We start from the raw sequence: 12,119 nt of genomic DNA on the forward strand, positions 1-12,119 counted from the left end.
GGTCGCCGTCCTCTGTCGGTGCGGCATTACCGGGAACTGGCTGTCCGGCACCCGGGCAGGAGAAGGTTCATCTCCTGTGCCGGCGATCCTGCCCTGATCGCCATGCCATACTCGGTCGTGACGGGGGATGTCTTTGCCGGCCATGACGATCCCGGCCACCCCGAGTCACAGGCACGCCTCGAGGCTGCGCTTGCCGGGGTGCCGGCCGGTGCCCGCCGCGTACCTCCGGAGCAGGCGACGACCCGGGACCTTGCACGGGTGCACACGCACCGGCACATCGCGGCTATCCACTCGTTCTGCAGGGAGTGTCCCCCGGGCCGGGCCTGCTACATCGACCCCGACACCTACGTCACCCGGGGGTCGTTCGATGCGGCCCTCTACGCGGCAGGGGCCGCTTCTCAGGCGGTGGACCGCGCGCTCGGCGGCGAACACTCGTTTGCCCTGGTCCGCCCGCCGGGCCACCACGCCACGCCGGACCGGGCGATGGGGTTCTGCCTCTTCAACAACGCCGCCGTCGCGACGGCGCGGGCGCTTCGCGAGGTTGACCGGGTCGCCATCGTCGACTGGGACGTGCACCACGGCAACGGAACAGAGATGGCGTTCTACACATCGGACCGGGTGCTCTACTGCTCGGTCCACCAGATGGGGATCTTCCCCGGGACAGGCTGGCCGGATGAACGGGGTGCCGGCCCGGGCGCTGGATACACCATCAACGCACCGCTTGAGCCGGGCTCGACCGGCGCCGACTACACCCTGGTCTTTCGTGAGGTCTTCATCCCGGCGATCCGGCGGTTCGAGCCGGACCTCGTGGTGGTGTCGGCAGGGCAGGATGCGCTCGCCGGTGACCCACTCGGTTCGATGCTCCTCGAACCGGGCGACTTCGGGGTTCTCGCCGGGATGCTCGCGGACGCGGGTCCCGGTGCTCTCGCCCTCGTGCTCGAGGGGGGCTACGGGCGATTGCATGCCGGGGCCGTCGGCGCGATCATTGCCGCCCTTGACGGGGCGCGCTTCACCCCGGGCGGCGGTGAGCCGAAGGCAAGCACCCGGCAACTTGTCGAGACGTATATCGGTGTGGGACGGGCTGTTCCTGCCTGATTGCCTCTGTAACGGTCAGGATCATCCTGCCTGTCCTCAGCGGCGGTGAGTGCCCATGCGAGGTTGTTTACGGCTGTTCTCCAGGGTTATCCATACCCAGTTGCTTCGCGGCTCCGCGACTTGCACCTTCGGTGTTCAAGGTTGTTCTTGCTCCCCGGGGATCAGGTTCATCGTCTCCCGCGGGGATGGTGCGGCGGTGAACCGCATGCCCGGTCGCATTGGAACTCCTGGTGTCATTCTTCTCTTTCTCGCTCTCCTGACCGTGGCGGCCGTCTCTGCCGTCACCGTGTACCCGGGGAGCATCGTCACGCTCACGGGAACAAGCACGGGGGGCGATACCGTCTACCTCTTCGTCACCGGTCCGAACCTGCCGGCTGCCGGCGGACGACTCGATAACCCGGATACGCCTGTCCGGTCGGGCGACCCGGAGAGTTTCACGACGGTGGCGGTCGAGGGCGGCGACCGGTGGACCTACCGCTGGAGGACCGGCGACGCCGGGCTCGATCCGGGGACTTACACCGTCTACGCCGTGGATGCCCCCGTCGACCGATCGAATCTCTCCGGCCATGCCTACACGACCATCCCCGTCACCCTCGGCACACCTCCGGAGACCCCGGTGGCGGGGACCGCCGCTCCGACTACCGTGATGCCCACGGAGCCAGAGGCACCGATGGTTTCAGCGGCGACACCTTCACCCGCACCTTCGCCCACGTCGACAGCGGCGGCGCCTGTTGCCGCTGCGTGGATCACGGCCGGCGCAGTGCTTGTTGCCGCGCTCCTTATACGGCGACGGTGATCTACAGCAAGAGGTATCTATATATACATTAATGTACTATTTTGTACAATGATGTCCATGGTGCTATCGGGGTCTTTCGCCTGGCCCATCACCTCCGGGGGACTTTTCCGGCCCCTCTCCCAACCACGTTGGCGTCCCTGCCGACCTCAATAACCCTCAAACCCGCACCGCCCGTCGAACACCATACTATGAAGATAAGATACCATGAAATCGAGAGATATCGCAATCGTCGGCATACTCCTTGCCGTAGGGGCCATCATCAGGTACATGTCCCTCCTGATCCCCGGCCCCATCGTATCGAACCTCGTGATCGCCTTCTATAGCCTCGCCATCATCCTCGTCGTGCCCACGTTCCGGGAGGCGCTCGGGATCGGCGTTGTAGCGGGCATCATATGCGCCCTCATCAGCCACTCGATCTTCCCGCCCGCAAACCTGATCAGCGAACCCGTCGGGGCGGTCGTCTGCCTCGCGACCTATCTGGTGCTCAAGGAGCGCTTCGTGCTCGCACCCGCCGTGACGACGCTTCTGGCCACCCTCGCGAGTGGGTTCTCCTTCATCCTCATCGCGCTCATCGCGGTGGCCCCGACGGTTCTCGGCAAGTTCGGGACCGCCGGCGCGTTCCTCGCGGTCACCGTCCCGATCGTCCTCATCACGGCAACGGTCAACGCCGTCGTCGCACAGGCGCTCGAGGTGCCGGCGTCGCGGGCTCTCCTGCGGGGGGCCCGGCAGGCGGCCCCGGTGCGGAGAGCAGGAGCAGGACCGGCCGATGACTCCTGAGACCGCCCTCTCTCTCGCGGGCGTCTCCTACACGTATCCCGGCTCCGGGTCGCCGGCACTCGACGGGATCGGCCTTGAGATCCGGCGGGGGGAGATCGTCCTCGTCACCGGCCCTACCGGGGCGGGGAAGACGACCCTCTGCCTTGCGGCGTCCGGCATCCTCCACCACGAGTACGGCGGCACGCTCGAGGGCAGCATCACCATCCTCGGGAAGAGCGTCCGCGACTACCGGAGCATGGCCGGGATCGGGAGGCACGTCGGTGTGGTCTTTGACGACGCCGATGCCCAGCTCATCTTCTCCACCGTCGAGGAGGAGGTCGCCTCCGGGCTTGAGAACCTCGGCATCTCCCGTGAGGAGATGCAGCGGAGGCTCCACGATGTGATGGAGGCGACCGGGATCGCGGGTCTCGCGGACCGGGCCCCGCACACCCTCTCCGGCGGACAGAAGCAGCGGGTCGCCATCGCCGCAACCCTCGCCCTGGGCACAGAGGTCCTCATCCTCGACGAACCGACCGCCGAGCTGGACGCGGAGGCGACCGCTGCGATCGCCGCCCTCCTCCGGCGGCTTGCGGACGAGGGCACGGCCGTGCTCATTGTCGAGCAGAAACTCGATGCGCTTGCCGCCGTCGCCGACCGGATGGTCCTGATCGAGGGCGGGGCGATCACGCACGAAGGGTCTCCCGCGCAGGCGGTGCATGACGCCCTCACGGAGAGCGGCGCCCGGCGTCCTGTTCTCGCGGCGGCCCCCCGGAGGGGGGCGCCTCCCATCATATCCGTCCGGGGGCTTGTTCACCGCTACGACGGGGTGACGGCCCTCGGAGGAGTCGATCTCGAGGTCGCTCCCGGCGAGATCGTGGCTGTGGTCGGGGAGAACGGGTCAGGGAAGACGACGCTCGTCAAACACTTCAACGGGCTGCTCCGTCCCACCGAAGGCAGCGTCTTCGTCGACGGGCTTGATGCCGCGAAGGTCCCGGTCGCGGAACTCGCGCGTCATGTGGGTCTCGTCTTCCAGAACCCCGACACCATGCTCTTTGCGGAGACCGTGGAGGAGGAGGTGGCGTTCGGGCTCAAAAACATCGACCCCGGCGACCCGGGTCAGCCGGTCGACGCGGCCCTCCGCGAGGTCGGCCTCCTTCACCGGAAGGTGGCCTACCCGCGGTCGCTCTCGCGGGGCGAGCGGCAGCGCCTGGCCATAGCCTGCGTCATCGCCATGAGGCCGAAGGTGATCGTGCTCGACGAGCCCACGACCGGGCTTGACGCCCGGGAGTCGGCGCGGGTCATGGAGACCCTCGACCGCCTGCGGCGGGACGGCCACACGGTCATCATGGTGACACACGATCTGCTTCTCGGGGAGGCGTATGCCGACCGCCTCGTCAGGATGGAGCAGGGGTGCGTGAGAGTATAGGTGGAACCATGCCCGAGATTATGCAGTACGTCACCCGGGAGAGCGCCTTTCACCGTCTCCACCCGTTCACCAAACTGATCGGTGCCGTCGTCGTCGTGGCCCTCGCGGTGCTGACGAACGACACCGTGATGCTTGCAGTTCTTGTAGGGGCGGTCGTGGCCGCAGCGGCGGCGGGAGGGCTCGCCCGCGACCTCCTCCGCCAGGTGCCCCTGCTCCTCTCGCTCGCGGCAAGCCTGCTCCTCCTCACCGTCCTCACCATCCGGAGCGGGGATACCCTCGGTTTCCTGGTCCCCCCGGCGGTCCCGGTCGTCGGTGGGGCAATCCCCGTCACGGCAGGAGCGATCGACCTTGCGCTTGCGATGTCGCTCCGGTTCGCGGCGATGCTCTTTGCATTTCAGCTCTTCGTCATATCCACCCAACCGCGCGACCTCGTCCACGTCATGGACCGCCTCAGGATGCCTGTCGACTACACGCTCATGCTCCTGATCGCGCTCCGGTTCATACCGAGCCTGCAACTCGAGGGGAAGCGGATCCACGAAGCGCAGCTTGCCCGTGCCTACAACCCGGGCAAGGGCCTTGTCGGCAGGGTCCGGGGCCTCTTCCCCATCATCATCCCCCTGGTCTCAAACTCCCTCGGGAAAGCCACGGTCCTCGGGCTGACCATCGATCTCCGGGGTTACCGGTCCGGTATGCGGACGCCCATGCGGGACCTCGCCCCGGGCAGGGCCGACGTCGCCGGGATCTGCTGCATGGGGCTTCTCGTCGCAGGGTATTTGGCCGCGCTGGTCGCATAACCTGGTTATGGTCAGCGGTGCATCCTCCTCTCTCCCGGCGGCGCTCGAGTTCTACATCGGCGGGAGCGCCGGACCGTCCCTCTACGTCAGGCTCGTGGACGGCCGGCTCCTCTACGAATGGGCGAGCGCCGGCGGCTACTCGGGGGTGGTGATGGAGGCGTCGCCCACCCGGGAGGAGTGGGCGCGGTTCCGGGAGACCGTCGATCGGCTCGGTGTTCGGGAGTGGGAGCCGGAGTACGTCTCCGCCTACTCCTGCTGCGACGTCACCTACTGGCACCTCTCGCTGGAGATGGACGGGCGCCGTGTCGTCGCGCGGGGCGCAAACGCCTACCCTGGCTCTCCGGGGCCGGATGTATCAAAAGAGTTCCGGGCGTTCCGCGCGGCGGTGGAGCGGCTGATCGGGCGGGGCGCCTGAGGGCTCAGGGGGAGACCGATCTCAGGTAGTCGAGGCTTTTTTCGTACTGCCGGAACGATACCGGTTCGACGACCTTCGTCGCGCTCCGCGGGAGGGCCTGCAGCACGCGGCGAAAATCGATGCTGCCTTCACCGCATGCCAGGTGGTCGTCCCGGCTGCCGCAGTTGTCGTGCAGGTGAACATGGATTGCCCCGCCCTCCTCGAGGAACAATCCCAGGTTGCCGTTGACGTGGGCATGCCCCACGTCGAGGGCGAACCCGAGGCCGCTGTCGGCAAGGCGAGCGAGGAACCCGGGCTCCCGGAAGAAGCAGATATCCCATGCCCCCATGTTCTCGACGGCGAGCCGGACGTTTACGTCCCGCTGGATGGCAGCGAGATCGTTGAGCGAAGCGCTGAGGGCCCGCTCGGCGGCGCCCCGCATCTCCTCCCCCCAGATGTGCCCCGGGTGAACGACCAGCCGCCCGGCACCGATACGGTCGCAGACCTCTGCGAGGTCGCTGATGACCCTGACGGCCGCCCTCCTCAGGTGCTCGTTTCCGGACGCGATGTTGATGTCGGCGACCGGGGCGTGGACCGTATATCCAAGGTCGAACGAGCTGCAGGTCTCTTCTTCCAAAAAGAGGGTGTGGGGGCCGTCGGAGAGGATCTCCGCGAGGCTCGTGTGCCGGGCTATAAGAGCGAGCGCCTCCTCAAGCGCCCGGTCCATCAGGCAGCAGGTGGAGCAGCCGATGCACTCGCCGGACATGGGACCCGGGCTACCGCCCTCTCCTTCTCCGCCATCCCAGTGCGGCAAGCCACGCGCCGATGGCAACCGGCACTGCCGGGGCGAGCGCCGCCCCCTGCTCGGGGGACGTTGTCTCCCCCGGAGAGGGGAGCGGTCCGGCGGTGAAGGCGGCCTCCGGCGATGGTGCGCCGGCAGGGCCGGCTGCTGGCTGCAGCCTGAATACCGATACGGTCCCGTCGAGCGCACCGGCGATGATGCGGGTTGTGCCGGGCGAGGCGGAGACGCACCTGATCTCTTCCCCGGCCACGCCCCTCCACACGGCCTCTCCGTCCCGGTTGAGCACGGAGATGCCGCCGTCTGCCAGCACAAGGGTCGACCCGTCTCCGGAGAGTGAGACGTCCGTGACCCTGCCGTCCGCCGGGGACTTCCAGAGCAGCCGACCATGCCGGTTAAGGAGGAATACGGCCCGCTGAGACGATGCTGCGGCTACCGTCGAACCGTCATGGGATATGATCGCCCGGACGCCGCTGCTGCCCGTCCTGTAGTTCCAGAGCAGTCGCCCGTCTCCGCTGAAGAAGTATATATTCCCCGACTCGCCGGCGGCGACGACGCCCGACCCCTTTCTATCGATCGAGACGCTTACGATGGGATCTTCCGTACCGGAGGACCAGATGGCGCTGGCGGCCGTCTGTTCGCTCTCGGGGGAGAAGACCAGGAGGCCGGTGCCGGTCCCTGCATAGGCCGTCCGCCCATCTGCGGCGACGGCAACGCCCAGTATCCGGGATGCGGGCGTGTAACGGCGGAGCACCTCCCCGTTCCGGTCAAAGAGCAGGAGCTGGTCCCCGCCGGCCGCGATGTGTTCGCCGTCGGGGGATATGGCCACGCTCCTGCCGCGGGATACCGGATAACTCCAGAGCGTCGTGCCGTTCTCGTCAAAGAGGTACACCCTCTCCCCCGTGATCGCGGCACCGGAGAGGCCGTCCTCTGAGAGTGCAACCGCTAAAACCCGGTCTCCGATGCCGGACCGCCAGATCTCTTCGCCGGCGAGCGCCTGTGCCTGGACGGGGCACGCAAGGCCGCTCGCGAGGATGGCCGCAAGAAAGAGTAGTAAGAGTGGGTTCTGCCGCATTTCGCACCGATCCGGTCCTACCTCTTCACCCTGAGCAGGAAGACGGCGAGCAGCGCACAGGCAAGCGGAATCACGCCGAACCCCGGTGAGCGGGCTGCCGGGGTTGTTTTTTGGGCGCTCGTCCCGAAGAGGTCCGGGTGGAGGGTGGCCGCCACCTCCTCCAGCGCATCCACGATCCGCGGGCCTCCCCGGCTGATGATGTCGGCGTCGACGACGTAGACGTGCCCATCCCGGACCGCCTTGAGCCGCTGCATCCTGGGCTCGTTCATGAAGTAGTTGTAGATGATGTCGTACCCTCCCTCGCCCATGCCGGTGCCCGAGCTGACGAAGATGTACTCCGGGTCCGAGGTGAGGAACTCTTCAAGGCCGATGATGCTCCACTCCTCGACCGAACCGAACGCGTTGGTCCCTCCGGCCATCCCGATCACCTCGTCCTGGAACGTCCCGCGGCCGCTGACCCAGATCGGGTCGTACCAGATGACATGGGCGACCGACGGTTTTTCAGTCAGGTTCTCCGTCTTTCCGGTCACCGCCTGGATGCGGGCCCGGAGTTCCTTCACGCACGCCGCCGCCTGCTCCTCCTGCTCGGTGGCCGCCCCGACGAGTTCGATGTCCTGCAGGACGTCGTCGCTCGTCCCCGGGTTGAGGGAGACGACGGTCATCCCGAGGCTCCGCAGGCGGTTGACCACGTCTTCGGTGTTGCCGATCGCGGCAAAGACCAGGTCGGGCTCGGCCGCGAGCACCCGCTCGATGCTGATGGTGCTGAATCCGCCGACCTTCGGTTTACCGGCGGCCTCCGGGGGGTAGTTGCAGTAGTCGGTGGCACCGACGATCCGGTCTTCGAGGCCGAGGGCATACAGGATCTCGGTGTTCGAGGGCGCAAGCGAGACTATCCTCTGCGGTATCCCCCGGATAGTGACGGTCTCCCCGAAGTCGTCGGTCACCGTCACGGATCTTCCCGTCGCCGCCGGGGCGGGCGTCCGGGCCGGGGTTGCGGCCGGGGCGGTATGCCCGGCCGCGACGCGCGGTGCGGGCGTGGCGGGTGACAGCGATAGAGTTTCTGAAGGGGTCACCGGGTACGGTTTCCCGAGGAGTGCAGGGACGGCACTTGCCGTCATCCCGCAGGGGTTGTCGGTCACGTAGGCGGTGTGGCGGAACGATCCGTCGGGATTCTGCAGGCCGACGAGGTGGTCGACCACGCTTGTCTCACCCGCCCGCCACCCGGCGGGGTTGCCGCCTGCGGCAACGATACCCTGGATGACCCAGGCATCCGATGCGGAGTTTGAAGCGCTCGTTCCCCCGTAATGGAAACCGCCGTCCTCCAGTTGCTCTCCTTTGAGGTATGCGAGTGCGCCCTGCACCACGGCAGCGTCTCGGGAGACGCTTGCCGCCGCGAGCGCCTCAAGCGCGGCGCCCGTGTCGTCCGGGTCGCTCTCGGCACCCGGCGTCCAGGGGAAACCGCCGTCTGCGTTCTGCTGCGATGCCAGCCATGCGGCCGATGCATCAGTCTCTTCTCCGACCGAAGCGAGAGCGATGATCGTCCAGATGGTCGTGAAGACGTGATCCCCCGCCTGGCCGCCGGGTTTCACCCGCGATTTCAACTCCGCGACGTAATCGGTCCCGCAGAAGGCACGTGGGTCTTCTTCGATCGCGACCAGCGTCAGGATGGTGCGGGCGATATCGACGGTTCCTCCTTTTGCCAGGATATCGTCATTCATCGACCGGAGGTAGTCGACGGTCGAGTTGCCGTCCTTCACCCATCCCCGCGGGTCTTCGCCCGCGGCGACGGCCGCCATGATCGCCCACGACGATGTGCCGGGACTACTCTCGCGCCCTGCTTCCCCGAAACCGCCGTCGTTTTTCTGGCAGTCGCGGAGGTAGTCCAGGGAGGCCCGGATGGCCGGGTCACCCGGATCCAGGGGGTAGGCGCCGCAGGAGGCGACGCAGAGCAGGAGGATGAGCAGGGTACTGATGGCATGTTTCATGGTTGTCTTCTCCATTCGATGACGAGGCAGACCGCCGCGATAAGCAGGACCGCACCCGCTATAGCGACGACGGGGGGTGACGAGAGGGACGGCGGAGGTGTCGCTGTTACAGCGCCTGTCCCGGGGACGGGAGCGGTAGCGGCAGCTGCGGGGGTATCCTGTGCCGGGGGTGCCGCCGCGACCGCCAGCAGGCCGAAGGTCGAGAGGCCGCCGGGCGAGACCGCCTCGACGATCAGGTTCCCGTTCTCATCGGTCCCGGCAACCCGGGTTTCGAGTATCCGGTATGTGCCGTCCTCTGCGGATCGTGCGATCCTGAGGGCGCCGACGCCGCCGTGCTCCTCCACCCACCCCGTGCTTATGGTCATCCGGATCACCGCTCCGGCGATATCCTCGCCGTTCTCCAGGTTGGTCCGCGTGACGGTCATGGTGTAGGCAAGAGCAGTAATCTCTTCACCCTTCTCTGCGGCGGCAAGGGTGAAAGCGTTTGCCGTTGCTGCATCCGGGGTGGCGTTGAGTGCGATATCGAGCCGGCCGTCGGCTGCCGGGATGCCGGTGAGGTTGAGGTCCAGCGACGCGGTGACGGTTCCCAGTCCCTCGATCTCCCCGGATACCGGGCTTATTGCCGCGGTGACGCGCTCGATCAGGCCTCTCGCCACGCCGTCTTTCTCGTCGATGTTCTTCGCGGCGATGGTCAGCACAAGGCCGCCCTGGTTGATTGTAAGGGTGTTTCCTGATACGGCGACTGCATCCCCGGTTGTGTTGACCGAGAAGGCCTGGCCCCACTCCCCGAGCTCGACGGCGGCTCCGGCCGGCAGTCCGAAGTGGAACGACGCGGAACCCTGCTCACCGCCGCCCGGTTGCCCGCCGCCGGCGGGGGAGAGCGATGAACCGGAACTTCCTCCGCCTGAAGAGTCAGAGCCGGAACCGCAGGAAGATGTCGGGATCACGACCCTGATGGAGACGACGTCCGGAGAGGTCGCCGGGGTTGAACTCATACTCTCACTCCAGAAGAAGACGACGTTATCGCCGTCCTTGACCGTGCACGCATTGGCGCCGACGCCGGGGCTTTCGCCGTTCACCTGGTACATCCAGCCCCTTGCTCCTTCGTTTGTTCTTCCCCTGACGGAGTCGATAAAGAGCGATCCGTACTGCTGGTAATAGGTGTCGTCGACAGTATACTCGACTCCGGCTGCGTCCAGCGCCCCGAGCGCCGTCTGCCGGCTGACATCATAGGTCTTTTTGCTGTTGTCTGCGGTGAGGGTGAACGTCCCGGGATTGAGGGTGGCGGTGATCCAGGAGGACGGCGAATCGCCGCCGCCATCTCCGCCGCCACCGCCGCTCCCCGGTGCCGGGATGGCGACGGTGATGGTGACCACCGCAACGGCAGTCTCGGGGGTCGATCCCCAGGGACCGTACCAGTAGGTGACGACGTCCCCGTCCTTGAGGTGGTAGTCGGCCGCCCCGACATCGGCGGTCTCACCATTGATCGCGTAGAGCCAGGAGTCCCAGGAGGTCTCGTTGTAGGCGATACCGCCGATGGAGTAGAGGAACGCGCCCCAGGCGGTCTCCTGGACGGTGTAGTCAAACCCACCTCTCGTTGCGGCGTCATCGAGCGCCCCAAGCGCCGAGGTCCGGTTGATCGTGTAGGTGACGCTCTCGTTGTTGAACGGGGTGACCGTGAAGGTCTGGCCGTCTGTGAGCCTCACTGATCCGCTCCATCCGGTAAACGCAGGTCCCGATACCTCTCCTTCCCCGAAGGCGTAGAAGCGGTTATTCTCGGCGCCGATGTAGAGGACGCCGTCCGATACTGCGGGCGAGGAGGCAAAGAACGCGGCAAACGTGCCGTCACCTGCGGCCTTAAGGGTGTATGACCAGACCTCTTCGCCGGTCCCGGCGTCCACCGCATACACGGTGCCGGTCTCCTCGTTGGTCGCGGCGTAGACGAGGTTTCCGGCCACGGCCGGTGCAACGTTTACTTCTTTTGCCGGGAAGTGCCATTTCTCCTCGCCGGTCGACGCGTCAAGGCAGTGGAGGCCATCATAGGCCCCTGCATAGATATGCCCGTTGGCAAGGGCGGGGGTCGCCGCTGTCCCGGTCACGGAACTGTTCCAGCGCTCCGTGCCTGTGGTGCCGTCGAGGGCATAGCACCGTGAGTTGGTGGTGAAGTAGACGGTCCCGTCCCCGCCGACGACCGGCGAGGACTTCACCGACCCGCCCTGGTAGAAGGTCCAGACGGCGCTCCGGGTTGCCGGATCGATGCAGAAGATCTGGCTCCTGTTCCCTGCGCAGTAGATCTTTCCGTCGTAGCCCGTGGGAGAGGTGAAGGACAGCACACCGTTACCTGTCTCAAAGGTCCATGCCACGGTGCCATCGAGGTTGAGGGCGTGCAGCATGCCGTCCGAAGCCGAGAGGGCGTAGATCGTCCCTTCGTAGACGAGGGGCGAGGACGAGAGCCCGAAATAGCCGGTGGCATCGATCCGGTCGCTCGCCCAGAGCGTCTCCCCCGTCTCTTCATCGACGCAGTAGAGCCGCCCGTCGGTCCCGCCGAGGTAGACCCGACCGTCAGTGACAGCGACGCCCGAGACCGAACCGACGCCGGCGCCGCCGAGCTCGTTCGTCCAGAGTTCTACCCCGGTGGCGGCGTCGTGGCAGACAAGCCCCATCGGGTTGGTTTCATCGAAATTCATATCCGGCCAGGTCGGGACGAAGACCTTTCCGTTATGCACCGCCGGCGAACCTTCGGCAAATTCGGCTGTCTCCGCCACCCAGAGTGTGGCGTTCGTCTGCGGCCCCTCTCCGGGAACGTAGCCGGTCCGCTGCGGGTCGTAATGAAACATCGGGTACGATGCGCTCGCTGCCCCTACGAGGAGGAGCGAGAGCATGATAAGTCCAACAAAGAGTGATAGTTGCCTCGATAGCATGTGTACAAGTACACTTTATTTAACGTAATAAAACTTTACAAAATGTTCTTTATGTAATTAAGATTATTTTGTTTTCGG

The 12,119-nt window shown here is 66.2% G+C and carries 10 protein-coding genes; 6 read left to right on the forward strand and 4 right to left on the reverse strand.

The genetic code is table 11. The annotated features are described in order from the left end of the window. Positions 1–18 precede the first annotated feature (18 nt). The 6 genes from QZ408_RS09225 (at position 19) to QZ408_RS09250 (ending at position 5,282) form a co-directional block, all read left to right on the forward strand. Positions 19–1,095, forward strand: coding sequence for a histone deacetylase (locus tag QZ408_RS09225; RefSeq protein WP_365995891.1), 1,077 nt, complete (start codon positions 19–21; stop codon positions 1,093–1,095). 205 nt (positions 1,096–1,300) lie between these two features. Then, positions 1,301–1,891: a hypothetical protein gene (locus QZ408_RS09230; RefSeq protein WP_292491100.1), complete on the forward strand. Its 591-nt coding sequence runs from the start codon at positions 1,301–1,303 to the stop codon at positions 1,889–1,891. 204 nt (positions 1,892–2,095) lie between these two features. Beyond that, positions 2,096–2,668 (forward strand): tryptophan transporter, encoded by a 573-nt coding sequence (locus QZ408_RS09235; protein WP_292491101.1) that lies wholly within the window; start codon positions 2,096–2,098, stop codon positions 2,666–2,668. After that, on the forward strand, positions 2,658–4,073 hold the full coding sequence (locus QZ408_RS09240) for an energy-coupling factor transporter ATPase (protein WP_292491104.1): 1,416 nt from the start codon (positions 2,658–2,660) through the stop codon (positions 4,071–4,073). The genes QZ408_RS09235 and QZ408_RS09240 overlap by 11 nt, the downstream gene beginning before the upstream one ends. 8 nt (positions 4,074–4,081) lie before the next feature. Then, a complete protein-coding gene (locus tag QZ408_RS09245) occupies positions 4,082–4,867 on the forward strand; it encodes an energy-coupling factor transporter transmembrane protein EcfT (RefSeq protein WP_292491105.1) in 786 nt (261 codons plus the stop codon). A 7-nt stretch (positions 4,868–4,874) separates the two neighbouring features. Then, positions 4,875–5,282, forward strand: a complete 408-nt coding sequence (locus QZ408_RS09250; RefSeq protein WP_292491107.1) for a hypothetical protein — start codon at positions 4,875–4,877, stop codon at positions 5,280–5,282. 4 nt (positions 5,283–5,286) lie between these two features. Here QZ408_RS09250 and QZ408_RS09255 read toward each other — a convergent pair whose 3' ends face one another. The 4 genes from QZ408_RS09255 to QZ408_RS09270 are packed head-to-tail and all read right to left on the reverse strand — an operon-like array spanning position 5,287 to position 12,041. After that, entirely contained in the window at positions 5,287–6,027 is a 741-nt protein-coding gene (locus QZ408_RS09255; protein ID WP_292491108.1) for a sugar phosphate isomerase/epimerase family protein, read from the reverse strand. A gap of 10 nt (positions 6,028–6,037) precedes the next feature. After that, positions 6,038–7,135 (reverse strand): PQQ-binding-like beta-propeller repeat protein, encoded by a 1,098-nt coding sequence (locus tag QZ408_RS09260; protein WP_292491109.1) that lies wholly within the window; start codon positions 7,133–7,135, stop codon positions 6,038–6,040. A 17-nt stretch (positions 7,136–7,152) separates the two neighbouring features. Beyond that, positions 7,153–9,135, reverse strand: a complete 1,983-nt coding sequence (locus QZ408_RS09265; RefSeq protein WP_292491111.1) for a helical backbone metal receptor — start codon at positions 9,133–9,135, stop codon at positions 7,153–7,155. Then, on the reverse strand, positions 9,117–12,041 hold the full coding sequence (locus QZ408_RS09270; RefSeq protein WP_292491112.1) for a PQQ-binding-like beta-propeller repeat protein: 2,925 nt from the start codon (positions 12,039–12,041) through the stop codon (positions 9,117–9,119). The genes QZ408_RS09265 and QZ408_RS09270 overlap by 19 nt, the downstream gene beginning before the upstream one ends. Between the last annotated feature and the right edge of the window lie 78 nt (positions 12,042–12,119).

Source organism: Methanoculleus sp. 10 (genome assembly GCF_913757945.1).
Lineage (GTDB): Archaea > Halobacteriota > Methanomicrobia > Methanomicrobiales > Methanoculleaceae > Methanoculleus.